This is a genomic window from Lachnospiraceae bacterium (genome assembly GCA_025758065.1).
Classification (GTDB): Bacteria; Bacillota; Clostridia; order Lachnospirales; family Lachnospiraceae; genus Enterocloster.
Map to the genome: position 1 here is coordinate 86,097 of CP107199.1, position 17,183 is coordinate 103,279.

Annotated in this window: 12 protein-coding genes and 2 pseudogenes; all 14 read right to left on the bottom strand. The window is 42.2% G+C overall.

The window, feature by feature from the left end:
- Positions 1–34: 34 nt before the first annotated feature.
- Complete coding sequence (locus OGM16_00415; protein UYJ46786.1) at positions 35–2,107, bottom strand: DNA topoisomerase 3; 2,073 nt, start codon at positions 2,105–2,107, stop codon at positions 35–37.
- Positions 2,108–3,532, bottom strand: a complete 1,425-nt coding sequence (locus OGM16_00420) for a DUF4366 domain-containing protein (GenBank protein ID UYJ48518.1) — start codon at positions 3,530–3,532, stop codon at positions 2,108–2,110. It abuts the gene before it with no gap.
- Positions 3,498–3,851, bottom strand: a complete 354-nt coding sequence (locus tag OGM16_00425) for a DUF4315 family protein (protein UYJ46787.1) — start codon at positions 3,849–3,851, stop codon at positions 3,498–3,500. Before OGM16_00425 ends, OGM16_00420 begins: the two co-directional genes overlap by 35 nt.
- Positions 3,832–6,633 carry a peptidoglycan DD-metalloendopeptidase family protein gene (locus OGM16_00430; protein UYJ48519.1) on the bottom strand — a complete coding sequence of 934 codons (2,802 nt, stop codon included), beginning with the start codon at positions 6,631–6,633 and terminating at the stop codon, positions 3,832–3,834. Before OGM16_00430 ends, OGM16_00425 begins: the two co-directional genes overlap by 20 nt.
- A gap of 145 nt (positions 6,634–6,778) precedes the next feature.
- Positions 6,779–8,221, bottom strand: a pseudogene (locus tag OGM16_00435) (ATP-binding protein).
- A 91-nt stretch (positions 8,222–8,312) separates the two neighbouring features.
- Entirely contained in the window at positions 8,313–10,112 is a 1,800-nt protein-coding gene (ltrA, locus tag OGM16_00440; GenBank protein ID UYJ48520.1) for a group II intron reverse transcriptase/maturase, read from the bottom strand.
- 846 nt (positions 10,113–10,958) lie between these two features.
- Positions 10,959–11,975, bottom strand: a pseudogene (locus tag OGM16_00445) (conjugal transfer protein TraE).
- Positions 11,857–12,321, bottom strand: a complete 465-nt coding sequence (locus OGM16_00450) for a PrgI family protein (protein UYJ46788.1) — start codon at positions 12,319–12,321, stop codon at positions 11,857–11,859. The pseudogene OGM16_00445 and the gene OGM16_00450 overlap by 119 nt, the downstream one beginning before the upstream one ends.
- A gap of 22 nt (positions 12,322–12,343) precedes the next feature.
- Entirely contained in the window at positions 12,344–13,213 is an 870-nt protein-coding gene (locus OGM16_00455) for a CD0415/CD1112 family protein (protein UYJ46789.1), read from the bottom strand.
- A 12-nt stretch (positions 13,214–13,225) separates the two neighbouring features.
- A complete protein-coding gene (locus OGM16_00460) occupies positions 13,226–13,441 on the bottom strand; it encodes a Maff2 family protein (GenBank protein UYJ46790.1) in 216 nt (71 codons plus the stop codon).
- 121 nt (positions 13,442–13,562) lie between these two features.
- Positions 13,563–15,449: a type IV secretory system conjugative DNA transfer family protein gene (locus tag OGM16_00465; protein UYJ46791.1), complete on the bottom strand. Its 1,887-nt coding sequence runs from the start codon at positions 15,447–15,449 to the stop codon at positions 13,563–13,565.
- Positions 15,446–15,937 carry a PcfB family protein gene (locus OGM16_00470; GenBank protein ID UYJ46792.1) on the bottom strand — a complete coding sequence of 164 codons (492 nt, stop codon included), beginning with the start codon at positions 15,935–15,937 and terminating at the stop codon, positions 15,446–15,448. The genes OGM16_00465 and OGM16_00470 overlap by 4 nt, the downstream gene beginning before the upstream one ends.
- Before the next feature lie 70 nt (positions 15,938–16,007).
- Positions 16,008–16,760: a phage antirepressor KilAC domain-containing protein gene (locus OGM16_00475; GenBank protein UYJ46793.1), complete on the bottom strand. Its 753-nt coding sequence runs from the start codon at positions 16,758–16,760 to the stop codon at positions 16,008–16,010.
- Positions 16,729–17,178, bottom strand: coding sequence for a hypothetical protein (locus OGM16_00480; GenBank protein UYJ46794.1), 450 nt, complete (start codon positions 17,176–17,178; stop codon positions 16,729–16,731). The genes OGM16_00475 and OGM16_00480 overlap by 32 nt, the downstream gene beginning before the upstream one ends.
- Positions 17,179–17,183: the final 5 nt, after the last annotated feature.

The window sequence follows — 17,183 nt, forward strand, 5'->3', positions numbered from 1 at the left end:
ACAGACAGTCCTTAGACTGCCTGCAATACACTACTTATCGTTGTGGAAAAATAAGATTGAACTGTACATTTCCCTCTCCGGGATCGACCATCTCCACAGTTGCTTCATACTGTCTCCCTGTTTTTCTTGATACCAGATCCTTATAATGGATTTTTCCTTTAGACAGGAACTTCTTTGCTGCCACCTTATCCATCTTTTTTCCCTGGCTTGCAAGAAATTTATCATTTTTCCATAAGGTAAAAGCACATTTCCGGTCAGAACAGTAAAAATTTACTTTTCCTTCCCTGACATCTGCTCCACAGCGGGGACATTTGCCAATGACTTCTCCTTTTGCCTTTCCCTGAAACTGATTTTTCTTCTCTTCTGAAATCCCCTGATACCTGGCAACCAGTTCCTGCATCAGCTCTGTAATCCCATTTAGGAATTCATCTGCTGTCTCTGTATTCTGGGCAATATGATTCAATGCCATTTCCCACTCTGCGGTCATCTTCGGAGATTTAATCTCATCCGGTAGAACCGTAATCAGCACATTTCCATCATCTGTCGGCACCAGATTTTTCTTTTCCCTTTTCACAAAGCCAGACTGAATCAGTTTTTCAATGATTGCTGCCCTTGTTGCAGGAGTACCAAGTCCTTTCTTTTCTGTATCTTCGGTCAGCTCTTCATTCCCTGCACGTTCCATCGCAGAAAGCAGGGTATCTTCTGTGTACTGTTTCGGTGGCTGTGTAAAATGCTCCGATACAAAAGAATCACAGGGACCATAATGCTTGCCTGCCCAGATATCCAACTCCGGCTCTTCTTTTTCTGCAATGATTCCAAAGAACTGTTTCAGTTTTTTCTCAATTGTCTTGAACCCTTCCTGTTTTGTTTTCTTTGCATTGAGATAAAACGTATGATAATTGCAGGTAATCTGACATTTATGACTCTCATAAATATAAGGATCTGCAGTTGCTGTCAGAACCCTGGCACTGATCAAATACAAAATCTTGCGGCTTCGTTCTTTCAGTTCACCAATATCTGCTTTGGCTACTTCCATGGTTGGGATAATCGCATGGTGATCGGATACTTTCTTTGAATTTAATACCTTACTCACGTCCGGTTGATATTCCAGACCTTCAGCATAAGGCATTTTCCCAAATAACATCTGAATCAGAGTTTCTGTACTTTCTCCCATCTCATCTGTCAGATACTGGCTGTCTGTTCTCGGATAAGTGACAAGCTTCTGCTCATACATCTCCTGCACAGCATCCAATGTCTGCTGTGCGGTATAGCCAAACATTCTGTTAGCTTCCCTCTGCAGGGTGGTCAGATCATAAAGCTTCGGAGGGCGGACCGTTTTCTCTTTCACATCATCCTTCTCCACTTCGCACATGCGCTCCTGACACTCTGCAGCCACTTTATCTGCATCTTCTTTTTTCTGAAAATTCTCTGTGACCGCATCCATATCGTCAAATTTGATATGAGCCATATAATATTTCTCTTTGGTAAATTCCTTGATCTTCTGATTTCGATCCACGATCATGGCAAGTGTTGGTGTCTGTACTCTTCCAACTTTCAGATTCTGGTTATACAGAACAGAAAAAAGACGGCTCGCATTGATTCCCACCAGCCAGTCAGCCTTTGCCCTGCAAAGAGCTGACTGATAGAGACTGTCATAACACGAACCGTCTTTTAATGACGCAAATCCATCTTTAATTGCCTGTTCTTCCATGGAAGAGATCCAGAGTCGCTTCATCGGCTTTTTACATCCTGCCTGCTCATACACCAGACGGAAGATCAGCTCACCTTCACGTCCTGCATCAGTGGCACAGATCACTTCATCTACTTTGGAATCTCTCATAAGTTTCTTTAAGATTCCAAACTGCTTTTTCGTACCTTCCAATACCTTATGTTTCCAACATTCTGGCACAATCGGCAGATCATCATATCTCCATTTTTTATATTTTTCATCGTATTCCGATGCATCACATAATCCAACCAGATGTCCTACGCACCAGGAAACGATATAACCGTTTCCCTCCACGTAGCCATCTTTTCTTGTTCTGGCTCCAAGCACGGAAGCCAGTGCCATCGCAACCGATGGCTTTTCTGCAATCACTAATTTCATTTACTCCTGCTCCTCTTCTTCATCTTCTAGTACCTCATCATTGAAATCTTCATCTTTCAAAACTTCTGTCCCTGCATTTTCCTGTTCTTCCTGCTCATCTGCATCGTCTACCTCCCGTTTTTCTGACTCTGAATCTTCGGATTCATTTTCATCCTCTTCCATCTCATCTTCATCATCATATTCATGTTTCGGTTTGTAGACTTTCAAGTAATAACCACCTGCCGCAGCTCCAACAGCAACCAATCCGATCAGTAGATAAGTCCCTGCCAAACTTTTGTCTTCTGGCATCTGAATTTCATCCTCTACCTTATCTTTCTCATCTGTCTCTGTCGTTTCCGGCTTTTCTTCTTCAGCCTGTTTCTCTGGTTCTGCATAAACAATATCTACTTCCGGAAGTGTCACAGAATCAGAAAGTGTGAAGTTCATCAGGTCTTTCTCACTGACTTCGGTAAGGAAATACACATTATCCTGAGATTTTGAATTGTCGATGATCAGATAAAAAATCTTACCACTCTTAGTTGAAATGGTATAAAACTCTTTTGTGCCTTCCGTAGCTGTTTTGGTAACAGAATCTGCTGTCTCGCCTTCTTTATTAAGCTGTTCCTCAATACCTGTCACTGTCCGATCATCCACAGTTCCTTTTGCATCTGTTGGCTCAGAAGCCTGTGCATCCTGCGGAAGTGGTGAAGTCGTTGTTTTCTCAGTCCCAGTTGCATCTGCACTGGTCGTGGTTGCCATCGCACCATTGCTGTCACCTGAAGTTTTCTGTTTCTCTGCCTGCTTCTTTGCCCATTCATAATAAGGATTCTGCAACACATACTTTTCAGAAGTATTTCCGGCACCATCCGTTACCGTGATTTCAATCTGTTTTGTTGTAAAATCTTTCTGTGTCAGTTGCACTCTCAGCATTCCATCCTTCAGATCTGTATAAGTGGTGCCATTAACTGTCACAGAAGTAATGCCGGAAACGGTATCATTTCCCTGAATCGTCAGTACACCATCTGTCAGAGATGCAGAAAGCGTAGGCTTTTCTGTGTCATAACACTTAATAGAGCGATTCTGCTCATAGACCTTCCCCTCACCATCTGTCACACGCACATAGACCGTCTGATTACCAGTAATGGAAATACTTCCATTCCCTGTCACATCCTGCCAGCTTCCGTCTTTCCCAGCTTTCGCTTCAATTTTTGTGATAGAAAATCCTTCTGGCATATGACTGGCATCCACAGTAATTGCGACTGCCGTTTCCCCCTGTCTCCAGCCATCTGGCTTTTCAATCGTAATTGCGGGTGCTGTATTCTCTGCCGCTAACACACTCTGTGTCTGCAACATAGGCGATGTCAAGCAAAGAATCGTTGTTGCCGCAAGCAATCCTTTTTTCACGCTATTTTTAGATTTCTTCTGTTTCATCTTCTCTAAATTCATCATCAGACCTTGTTTCCTCCTTCTGTATTTCTACCCTGCCGGGCAGTTCATTTTTCATTCTCTTTTTGAAAGCTTCCAGCTCTGGAATGCTCATATCCATTGCACGGATAATTTTTACAATTTCCAGATTTTCCGCTTCTGTTTTTGCTATCTCCGCAGCCTTGAAACGCTTTAAATCTGCTTCATATCTGGCTTTGGATGCTTCCATTTTTTCCTTGGCTTTCTCATAATCTGCCGTTGCTTTTTCAAGACTTTTCATCGCTTCTCCTTTCCGGACGGCTGTTACACCGCCCTTTTCCTTACCATCGTCCGAATCCATAGAAATGACTCTGCCAGTATGGAGAGTTGATGGACGTATACTGCACCGGATGCCCACAATGGATCATCTGACCATTGCCCACATAGATTCCGATATGCGTTACCGGAACTCCTGCATCGTAAGTACCTGTAAAGAAGATCAGATCTCCTGGCTGTGCTTCTGACTGAGATACCGGCGTACAAATGTCATACAATCCCTGTGCCGTTAATCTTCCTGTATTCCTTACACCTGAATGTGTCAGGCAGTAACTTACGAATCCAGAACAGTCAAATCCACTTGGCGAATATCCACCCCACACATACGGTGTCCCAAGATATCTCGCTGCTTCATTTAACAAACGCTGTGCTGCTTCACTGGTATATTCATTGCCGCCAAATCCTGCCCCTTCTCCTGTTTCCAGATAAAAGATCGGGTTTAACCGCTCTCCATTTTTCAGAAGTTCAATGTGAAGATGGCTTCCTGTAGAATTTCCAGTATTTCCTACAAGCCCTATCTCATCACCTTTCGTGACGGATGCTCCTGCAGATACACTCCGGCTGCTTAAATGTGCATACCGCAGTTCATAGCCTTTACTGTCCTTGATCACAACATAATTGCCATAGCTGTCGTTATAAGCAGAAGTTGTAACCGTTCCGGTCAGCCCTGCCATTACTTTTGTCCCTTCCGGTGCTCCGATATCCATACCATTATGAAGCTGATTTGCTCCTGATATTGGATGAATCCTGTATCCATAATAGCTGGTCACACTGGAATACCAGTTAAAATCAACCGGTGTTGCAAACATCTGCAAGTTGCCTTTTGTATCGTTGTAGGCACTGAACAGTTCTTTCTGGAAAAATCCCAACCTGTCCTGACAGATTGACATCAGGTTTCCACTATTTAAGGTGACATTCAGCACATCTACATCTCTTGTCCTGGTCACTTCCACTTCATTGCTTCCATTATCATCTGCCAGATAACATTCCCATGTTTGATGTCCATGTGCAGATGCTGCCGCATGACTGTCATAATAGACATCAAACTGTACACCGTATCTTGCGAAAGCTCCGGTATCTTCTACGGTATATTCGACACCATTCATAACTACCTTTGTTCCCATTGGTACAAACGGATTGGAAGCATCTACCGCTAAGGTATGATTGGCAGTTGGATATGCTCCACTGGCAGTCGGTCCTCCGCTCCAAATACCACAACAGATTGGGCAGTTGCAATAGCCACTGGTAACAACCTGTCCCAAAGATTCTCCAACCCTTACTGTCGCAGTCTCTGTCACAGTCTCATTCACTGCTTCAGTAGTCAGATGGTATTGCTCTGCAAACAACGCATCCAGTTCTGGCTTCACCTGCTCAAACGTAAACTCCTCATATTTTGCAGACAGGTAACTGATCAGGATAAACGGATCATGCTCTATCGGACCAATATCATAGCGGTACTCATCATGCCCCGGTTCTTCCGATTCCATGTTGTTGATCCGCTCCTGCAGATTAGCTTCCAGCTGTGTGTAATACAGTTCCGCTTCCCGGATTGCCTGATCCGATGACAGATAACTGGTTCCGGTATAAGTGATCACATTTTGTAAAAACACTGCAGAGCAAGACGTGACATTCGTTATGATCAGAAACATCAATCCGATCAGAACTGCTACACTGATATACACCTTCCGGTTTTCTTTAAAGAAGTTGGTGACTTTGCCGCCAATCTTCTTGATATAATCAATCGTACCTTTTGTAGCTGTTCCTACTGTCTGTTCACTTCTCTTCGCTTTGGCATAATCCCGTTTGATCTGTTGCTTCTGAATCTGTTTTTTCAGTTTCTTCTGCTCCTGACGGGCTGCAGCCTGTGTCTGTTTCTCTGCCTGTCTTTCAAGTCTGCTTCTTTTTCTGGATGCCCTCTGTTTCCTGCGTCTGGCACTTCTCTGTTCCAGCCGGTAAACACCTTCGCCGCTTTCTTCTAACTTATGGGCACCTTCTACCGCCGCATTATCATCTTCATTTTTGCTGATCTCACGGTGCAATGCTGCGGAAGTTGCACTTCCTGCTTTCTTGACAACAGAAGTTTTTTCAGTTTTCACAGATTCCCCTTCTCCAAACTTCAAGCGGGATTTCTTCTTTCCAGGAGCTTCCCCTTCATTTGCCTGATAGACCTGTGCTTTCTTGGAATGCTGCTTTGCTTCCTTTTTCTTTCTTGCTTCTTCATAAGAAAACTTTTTGGCTTTTTCTTTCTGTTTCTGATGGCGGAAATTGACTCCATCCGTATCCATCTGGTTCAATTTCTCCATATCTTTGTCATTTTTCACAGAAGCACCAGTTTCCTCATAAGCAAACTTCAAACGTTGTTTTTGTTTTGGCTTTTTGCTGCCACCTGTCTGATTTCTCCGGCTGTCTCCTCTGTTTTCTGATAGATCAGCACGTTTTTCTTTCAGTCTCCCTGACTGTCCGGCTTCGGATTTTTCTGCAAGTCTGGATTCTTTTCCGACTTCAGCACGGATTCTTTTTCTATTTTGCTGTTTACTACACTGTCCAAAATCCTCACTTTGCTTCTCTGTCCGTATCAGTTCCGGTGCATCTCTGGATTTTTGCACAGAGGGTCGAATATTTTTCCCACTCCGTTCAGACTGGCGGGGAGACTTATCCACAAGGTTTTCTTCTTTTTCCCCCTGTTTTCTTCCCATCTGCACATCACCGACACGGTTACTGACACGAACAGAAGATTTATCTGTCAGGTTTTCTTCCACCAGACCATCCTTGGTCATCTTCTGGACTTTCTTGTCTCTGACTTTCATTCTCTGTTCTGCCACTGATTACTCCTCCTTCTTCGGATACCCTTTCCCTGCCTGTAATAAACAGAGAAAAGCGATGCCAAATACAGCACCGCCACTAAAAGTTAATACATATGAAATTGCTCGTACCATTGCTTTCTCCTTTGATTTAACCTGCTTCAGAAGTCTCCTCTAAGCGGGTTGTCATGATTTTATAGAGGGAATTCTTCGGGAATCTGTCTACAAATGGGATAATGACATTTCCATAGAACAGAAGTCCTTCACCCTCATTGCTGTTGGTTACATAGGACAGCTGAGTTGGTGAGATATTCAGCTGTTTTGCCAGAATCTGCCTGTCTCCGGAAGCCTGGTTCAGCATATAAATAAAATCTGAATTTTCAAATATATTCTCGATTTCCCTGGAAGACAGCAAATCCTTAATATTCTGGGTGATGCCCGTTGGAATACCACCCCATTTACGGAATCGCTTCCAAATCTCCACGCTGTAGGCTGCAGTTTGTTCTTCTTTTAAGAGAAGATGGAACTCGTCCACATAGTATCTGGTGGATTTATGGGCAGAACGGTTCATCGTTACCCTGTTCCAAACCTGATCCTGGATGACGAGCATCCCAATCTTTTTCAACTGCTTACCAAGTTCCTTGATATCAAAGCAGACAATGCGGTTATTGATATCCACGTTTGTCTGATGGTTAAACACATTCAAAGAACCTGTAACATAGATTTCCAACGAAGTGGCCAGTCGCTGTGCTTCTGGCTCTTCCTGTTTTCTCAGAAGGTTATATAAATCCTCTAGGATTGGCATCTTCTCCGGTACGGGATTGGCAAGATATTCCTGATAAACCAACCGCACACAACGGTCAATGATAGTTTTTTCTACCGGCTCCAGTCCATTCTTTCCTCCAACAATCAGCTCACACAACGACAGAATAAAATCTGCTTTCAATGACAGTGGATTATCTTCCTCGGAATAGTTCAGGTTCAGATCCATTGGATTGATATACTGGTCAGATACCGGAGAAACCCGTACCACCTGCCCGTGCAGTGCCTGCACAAGTGCCGAATATTCGGCTTCTGGATCGCAGACGATGATATCATCTTCTGTGATCAGGAAGCAGTTTGTAATTTCTCTCTTTGCTGAGAAGGACTTACCGGAACCTGGTGTACCAAGAATCAGTCCATTCGGGTTCTTCAAACGTTTTCGATCAACCATAATCATGTTGTTGGATAATGCATTCAGTCCATAATAAAGAGCCTCCCCTTCCTGAAACAGTTCCTGTGTCGTAAACGGCACGAAGATCGCTGTTGAAGATGTGGTAAGCCCTCTCTGAATTTCAATCCGATTGACTCCCAGCGGAATACAGGACATGAGTGCTGCTTCCTGCTGATAATCCAGCTGTTTTAAGGAACAGTTATATTTCTGTGCGATTCCCTGCACCTGGAAAATATTGTTATCCAGCTTCTGACGCTTCTTTGCGGTATTCATTACCAGAACCGTCACAAGGAACATTCTCTCATTTCTGGACTGCAGATCTTCCAGCAGGTTTTTCGCCTCTTCTCCATAGGTTATAAGGTCCGATGGAAGCACGTATAGTGATAGGTAATTCTTTGAAATTATCTCCGAATTTTCCCCCACTCCACACCGTGCGTGCGAGCTTTCCCCGCACACGGCGCTCCAACAAAATCTAGTTTGCGTTAGCTACTATTTCTAAATTTCCTGCTGATAGTCTTAAAGAATTAACCTTTTTCAGTGCCTTGTCATCAAGTTTGAGAATATCAAGATATTTTGCAATCGTATCTGCTTCTGTAGCATGGATAAGTTTATGTACATCCGCTTTTACCCACATGAGGTTTTTATATTCGTCCGTACCACCTAGCTTTTGGGGCTTTTTATGATGACATTCCATGTCAAATATACAGAGTGGTTCTCCTGTTATTGCACATTTTCCATTTTGTCCTGCCATAAGTGAAATACGATTATCATTGTATTCCACAGATTTTCCGTAATCTTTTGCTTCCAAAAGATACTGAATTAAGTGTTGAACGGTAGACAGATTTTTGTGTATAAGCTGTCTGCCTTGTGGAGTATATTTATTAACCTCTCGTGTGAACATTCTCGGAGAAACAAACCTACAGCCATAAATCGGGAAGATATGTACACCTGCCACGACTTTCGGCTTTCCGTTATAACTACCATAGAATTTCTGATACGTTTTGGATTTTGGCACTTTTTCAGGCAATAGCGATTTATTATTTTTAATTCGCTTAACCTTTTTGGTTTTCACTCTAAGCCTATGCTTCAGGCTCTTGCTGACAACGAAATTGATTTCTCGAAAATCACGACTGCACCCTGTAGCGGAATTATAATAATTGTGCATACCAAGAATCATTGAATTAAGCTGGCTTACTTGGTGGGGTGATGTATCGTGCTGAATTACTTTGATTTGCTCTTTGAGCTTGGTTTTCATTGTCTTTTTCGCTTTTTCCGAAATATTACTTTTAGACACATACTTCTTACCCTTTTTCGTCACATACAATGCAAAGCCAAGAAAATCCGTTTTCTTTTTGCGAACATTTGTGATTTTGGATTTTTCCGGACTGATTTCAAGCCCCAGTCTTTCCCAAAGCCATTCTTTTACAGCAATGAATATCTTTTTTGCTGTTTTGTAATCTCTACAGAGAATCTTAAAATCATCGGCGTAACGCACGAAGAAAAATTCTTTGAGGTTGGACTTTTTCAAGGCTTCATATTTGTGACTGTGCGTATAGGGATATCTTGTGCTTTTGGTTTCCCATTGGTCACTCAACCACCAATCGAGTTCGTTCAGAACAATGTTTGAGAGCAACGGGCTGATGATACCGCCCTGTGGCGTTCCTTTATCTGGTCTGCCAATTCCCTTAATCTCAGATTTCAGTATTTTGCCGATTATGCAGATGAGACTTTTGTCCCGTATGCCCATTGCCCACATTTGCTTGAGCAGCTTGCCATGGTTTACATTGTCAAAGAATCCCTTTATATCAACATCTACAACATAGTGCAGCTTGCTGACATTCATCAGAGATTGTGCCCTTGCAATGGCATGGCTTGCCGACCTATTTGGTCTAAAACCATAACTGTGAGCATGAAACCTTGCTTCACATATCGGTTCTAATACTTGGATAATACATTGCTGTATAATCCTGTCGTCCATACAGGGAATACCTAACGGACGCATTTTACCAGGCTGTCCGACCTTTGGAATTTCTGTTCTGCGAACACTTTTGGGGTGATAGTTTGCAAATTTATTTTGAAAGTATTTGACAAACTGTTCTTCCGACCACCCTTTATACTGTGTAATTGTTTTGCCGTCTGTTCCCTTAGTCATTGAGCCTTTGTTGTTTTTGATATTTCTGAACGCTAAAAGTATGTTGTTCTCACTGGTAATAAGGTGCATTAGATTATGGAATGATTTTCCTTTGCAGGATTCTTCATATAGCTTATCCATAACATCCTGCATATCGTAATATTCGGCATTTCGCAGTTTTTGCTGCTTTGGTTGCCTCTCTAAGTTCGTATCGACAGTCAAGTCAACCGCCTCCTTTCGGACTTGGTTTCTATTAGTCATACAAGAACCTTGAAAGATTTAGAAATAATGATGAAACTAAATCCTGTCTTGGGGCTGTTGCTCCTTTTCCCATTACAGGAAATATCAATGCTCGTGCCCCTGATTTCACTGTGATAAAGATAGATTATCCCGATAGCGGAAAGCCTATTGGCTTGCCAGTATTTGCTACTGGCTTTCGATTTTTTCTATCACTACAACATTAGACTGCTGAATCCTTACCATTTGTATTCACAGCTTCCCACGTTCCGATATTCCTATCTGTTCATATATCCGTAGGTGCTTGCTATGAGCCTGTATGCTTAATTGTGCCTGTAACACAATAGGGTATTTCATAACATGGATTCTTACTTTACCCCACATACCCCGTGACCACGGTTTATGCATTTCTACATAAGCTACGTTTAGACCCTTACTTTCGCAAGTTCGTCAAACTTATCTCTAAATTATTCTCACCATAGATATTTTATAGACCTCCGGCATATAGGATACACCGCCCACCGCTGGACAGCTTTCGTGACATTTTCATGCCTTACGGTATCTCTCTGCCGACTTCACCTAGCTTCATACTGCGCATTTCAGCAGTTAGCACAGCATGTAGGAGTATTAAGGAGAGCGTTTCGGGACGTTACCCCCTCATTCCACTCTTTGGAATATCAGTTCTCTATACAAAAGTTTTGTATATGCCTTGTTTCCTGCTTATGCAGTTATCAAGAAACGTGTCGCACCCATATCATAACCGGAACGTACCGCCCGTTTCTGCTCTTCAATCTTCATCTTATCCAGATCTGAAATCTTACTCTTGATCATCTTGATTGCAGAACTCTGGTCAATGGACTGGATATGAATGTTGACATTGATGCTGTCATCCACATCCAGGAAATCTGCAAGCATCCGGTCTGTAAGCTCCGGTGCAAGAATCTGCAGGTAACTCACACTTCCCAGCGTTCTTCCCATCAAAAATGTCTGATTCTTGGAAAAGTTAAAGGAAGTCGGTGCAATAAAATCTTTGGTCTTTAATCCGGTTTCCGGAAGCATCTTATACTGGAACTTAAATGGTTCAATCCGATCCTGGTTGAACACATGATACATAATCTCCAGCCTTTCCAGACCATTCAGGGAATGTGCCTGTGCTCCCAGGACCTTAAAGTTATTTAAGATATCTGTTTCGACTCTTTCAAGCCTTGGCCTTGCCACCTTCAGGCTTTCTGCTTCGATTCCAAAAGTGATATACTTTGTCTTCACCAGACCATTATTTCCCTTGGAAAGCTGATTCTTCAACATGGTACGGTATTCTTCACGAATGGCATTGAAGTCATCGTTCTGATCCGGAATGTCAATGCTTTTCTCAAATTCTGCCACATCCACCTGCTGATTGATAAAAGACAGCTGCACACTGATGGAAGAATCAAAGTAATTTAAGAAATCACAATAATTCTCAAATATCGTAGTCTTATCCTCATTTAAAGCAAGCTGATAGTTGATGTCATAAAACTGAATCGTCTTGGAGAAAAAGGTCTTTGTCACCTGGCAAATACCATCCTGCAGCATCCGAATATACGGAATACTCTGCTGTGCTGTTGTAGGAATGTTTTTCTGTTTCCTGCGGTCCCGTTCCTGCTTCTTCCTACGCTTTTCCTGTTCTCTTTCTTTTCTGCTTTTTTTGTTTCTTCTTTCCTGACGGTTTCTTTTTTCCGCCAGGGACAGACGCTCCTGCTGAGCCTCCTGCTTTGTCTTTTTTGCCATCCGGCACACCCTCCTTTTTTACAAGGGTGGAAATCTCCTGATAAAAATTTTCTGTCTTATATGGTCTTACTGCCGGACAGATAAACTTCTGTCGAATGATATTTGCCACCACTTTTTCAAAGGGAAGACCGTCTTTTTCATACATTGCCATGAAGAAAAACGGAAGCATGATCGTTACCATCAGGATGGCTGCGATACTGGAACCGATTGGTTTTCTCATGAACAGATAAAACGGAATTCCCGCAACTGCGGCAAGTGAAAAGAAAATCAGCTGCCGCTTTGTCAGATTTAACGCTACTTTTGTTTTGACCTTTGTAAGGTCTTTGGGTACTGGTACATACGCCATGTATGTGCTCCTTTCCTGCCCGTTAGTGGGCATTGAATATTGATTTGCTAAGGCTTCCGGTCTTGAATAATGAAAATGCAAGAATCACGGTATAAGCCGCTACTGAAAACATTGCTGCATGAAGGTCACTGGATATGGTCATTGCATTTACTAAAACTGCATAAATTCCCACACAGACCATCATGAAGAATCCCTGAAATGCCAGTGCGAACAAGCCTTTTAAATAGTTGTTTCCGATATTGCCCCATTCCTTATTGGTCATGGTGGCAAACGGAATTGGTGCTATGGAAGTATAAAGGTAAATCTCTATCATTCTTCCGTATAAAATAACGGTTATAATGATCGACAGAATCCGCATGGTAATACTGATCAGCAGCGTTTCCATGGATAACAAGAACAAATCCCCCAGTTCCATATCTTCCAGTGCATCCACAATCCTTGTGATTGCTTCCGATGCGTCCACTGCTGTGTTTCCGGAAATTACTCCGGCGGCATTGTTGACCACATGCTGGCCAACGTCAAAGACCGCCATCGTGATATTGAACGTATTCGTCACCAGATAAATGGCTACATACGCCTTAAAGATCCAGAGGAAAATGTTGTAAGTCTCAAATTCATGGAAATTGTTTTTCTGCGTTACCATCGTAATCAGTTCATAGCACAGGACAAATGTGATGATCAGTCCCGCAATGGGGACAATCACCGTTTGGGAAATGTTCTGGATCAGATTGAAGATTCCGGCATTCCATCCCTGCGGTGTCTGTCCCACCTGCCCGGCTATGGTTCCCACCTGCTCATTGACAGACGTGAACATGTTATCCAAACAGGACTTGATAAGCCCGATCAGGATATCCTTTATCGCTTCCGTAATTCTCTCAATGATGGTGTTCATCTACCACTCCTCTTAAGAGAACAATGTTGCCAGCTGTGGAATCAGGGTAGTTCCCAGCAGCATGATTCCGGCACCAGCCATCAGCTGTTTGATGCCCTGGCTCTTAGCACCGGGATTGTCGTTTCCATATCCTTCCAGAAGGTTTACGACACCCCACACGCCAAGACCTGCGCCGATTGCGACTACAAGAGTTTTTAAAGTTGTAATTGCACTGCTAAAAAATGCCATATACATTCACCAAAACTGACTTCTTTCAGGTGTTTACGGGAACGAAAATACACCGACTAAAAAGCCGGTGCACCTAATGTCAGTTATTCCTTTCCTCATTATTTTCTGTTCATTCCCAAGGTTACTCCGACAGTTCTACATGAATTACTTCCACCTCTTCTTCAGATTTCGGTGTATACTGCGGATTTAACTCTTTCTCAACTTTGTACCGGTTCTTCTCGTTTTCATCTGCAAGAAGCCGATAGTTTTTGTGTTTCGTGATATCATATTTGTCCGAGAAAAATGGTCTGGCACCACGGATCTGCAGGATACATTTTCCTCCATCCATGACTGCAATCTCATCTTCAGTCATCAGCTGTTTACCTGTTTTCTGGTAATTCAATCCAAAAGACTTCTGATTACTCCTCGTCTCCGAAGTGTTATACAGGTCAATGGTTTCCTTACCCAGAAGCTCGCTCATTTCCTTTAAGGTAGTTTTCTCTTTTCCTCCAAGAAATAGTGTGGTATCACAGTTACCCAGAATAGTATCTGCACTATCCTTATACATTGCCTTTAGCTGACTCTGTGACTGCAAAATAATAGAAGCAGAGATTTCCCTGCTTCGGATGGTTGCAATCAGCTTGTCAAACTGAGGAATTTGTCCAATATTGGCAAACTCATCAGCAATGACACGCACATGAACTGGCAGTCTTCCACCATATTCATCATCTGCTTTGTCACAAAGCAGATTGAAAAGCTGTGACTGTAACATGGCAATCACAAAGTTAAAGGTTGTATCTGTATCGGACATAATCAAAAACAAGGCTGTCTTCCTGTCCCCAATCTTATCCAGTTCCATTTCATCATAAGACATGATCTCACGAAGTTCTGCTATATCAAATGGTGCCAGCCTCGCACCACAGGAAATAAGAATACTTTTGGCTGTTTTGCCAGCCGCCATTTTGTATTTTTTATACTGTCTGACCGCAAAGTGCTGCGGATCTCTTTCTTCCAGTTCCTGGAACATCATATCCACTGGATTCTGGTAAGTTTCATCCTCTTCACGGGTTTCGCTTTCATTCAAAAGATCCAGAAGGGTATTCAGATTCTTTTCCTCTTCATCTCCTTCATACCAGATAAAAGCAATCAATGCCGTGTACAACAGCTTCTCTGCTTTCACCCAAAAATCTTCGGAAGCTTTTTCCCCTTCGCCTTTGGTATTAACAATAATTGTTGTAACCAGCTTCAGGATATCTTTTTCAGACCGTATATAAGCAAATGGATTGTAATGAAGCGATTTGGAAAAGTTGATAGTATTCAGAACCTTAATCACATATGGTTCGTGTACCACTTTTCCTGATTTATCTTTCATAATATTTCCATTCTTATCTTTCTTAGGTGGTCCCTTTGCTAACATCTTCCCGCACTCCTCGATCAGAGTGCCTTTCGGATCTGTAATGACCATGGAACAGTTCATCTGCATGACTGACGGCTTAACGAAAAATCGAGTTTTTCCGGAACCACTGCCGCCAATGACCACTATATTTTTATTTCTTGCATACTTTGGCTGTTTAGGTCTACTTTCCATAGTCAATGCTTCTGTTGCTGTTAATGGAATATTCATCCAGGGATCTTCCGACATATAAGGTTTAATATCCTCAGCGTTTCCCCATCTGGCTGAACCATACTCGATTCCTTTCCGGAGTTTCTTTGCATCTGACTGTTTCTGCCATACCAGTAATTTCAGAATGACAGCTGCTACAATTCCTGTCAGCATATCACGCCAGTTAAAACTTGGCTGCAATCCAGTAAGAATCCTGTCTGCATGTTCCATCGCATATAATAGCTTGTTCCCAATATCTTCTCCCAGACTGTTTCTGTAAAGAAATGATGCCCGATTTGTATAAAAAGCAGTTAAGATATATGGGATATTGGTAAGAACCAGTTTCTTTTTATCCAGGGCGGACAGCCTGACCCTGATCTTATTCTTCCATTTTTGCATCAGATTTTTACCGATTTGCTTTTTCATCGGCTCTGCTCCTGATGCCGGTTCTTTACTTTGTCCTTCGATTTCTTTGGCATCATTGCTCTGTAAGTTGCAAGACGCTTGTGAATAGAAGGCTTATTCGCTTTTTGAATCTGTTTCTGGGAAAACTCACGGAAAGCAGCATTGAGGGCATCCTGATCACGTCCTTTAAAAAACACCAGATACATCGGTGGATCTTTACTCTTATCTTTTTTCAAAGCATAATTGATCCCGTATTTTCTGGCATAACGTTCAAAGGACTTGATATTCTTATTTGTGATCTCGATATTGACCATCCCGGCATTTTGTTTTGCCAGCTCTTTTACCGTGACCTTTCCCTGTTTCGGCTGATTCTTCTTCGCTTTCTTCTCTACCGATTTCTGCTTCTGATGACGCAGATAAGCAGCAAGAACCTTTTTCAATAAATCTGCTGTTACTTTGGTAGTCCGAATGCAGAACGTGACCGTTTTCTGAGTTACCTCTTCCTGCATGATTTTCCCTCCTTTCAGCGATTTAACTGCTGTCCAGATCTGTAATCATGGCAACCACCTCCTTCATTCTTTACTCTTCCTCCGCACACAACGCTTTAAAAAATTCTTTTCCTTTTGGTGTAACCAATGTCTGTGAACCAAGATGTCCATTGTTAAAATAGTCTTTTACAATAAACAGATCATTGTTCTTCTCCACCGCATAGGGTAACAGCGTGCCGGATGGACTCCTATATAGAAATCCTCTATTTAAAAGAAGTTTCACAAATTTTCTTTCTGGAAATTCAATCTCTTTTGCCGTCGTTCGAATATTGGTGCATTCTCCTGTAATCATGAAATGATCATAATAATCTGCTTTTGGCTGCATATCCTTTACACGATTTTGCAATTCTCGATTTCGATTGTTTTCTGCCAAAAGTCTCTCGGCAAATTCCAAAAGAAGTTCCGGGTTATCTTTTACCCTGTCTAAAAGATCGGTCTCTAAATATCCGCCTGTTTTCCTAATAGCCGGAAGTACCTCATCAAATACCCACTTCTCAAAATTCTGTGCTGACTTTAAACGACTTTTTGTAATCAGCCGATATACATCTCCCTCTGGAATAAAAATCATTGGCTGTACCCCACCTGATGTAAGGACGCCCCGTTTCAGGGCCCCCTTGCAATGAACATTTATCGCATTTCTTGGTTTTGCATATCCCAAAGCAAATGCTACATCAATTCCAGAAAATAAAAGTCTGCCTCCATCTTCAATCATACGGATGGAACCAAACTCCGAATTGTGAAACTCTGTGATTTTATAATCCGTCTTCTCCATCCTCTTCTCCATCCTCTTCTCCTCCTGAACCGGCAAGTAACATCAAACCATTTTCAATGATTGTGCTCCTAATAAACTCTGCTACATTCACGGTTAAATAACCAAGATATTCTGCAAGGAAACTACTATATTCCTCTTCTGTCAACAATTCCTCCAGTGCTTCCAAATGAGCTGTCACTTTAGAAGTCTGCTTTCCGCCAAGCAGCTTGCCTAATATTTCTGTAAATTCCTCTGTGTCACATGACTCAAACATACATAAGATCATCTCCATTGTTGTTTCCAAAACCAAACGATCCATTTTCATTTGCGTCAGCTCTTCCATTGTTTTCATGGCAGTCATAAGCGCATCACTTGTCATATGTTCTGTATTGATTCTTCCTTCTGAATCAACCAATCCTATTGCAAATAATTCTAAAAAGTATTTTCTCATAAATC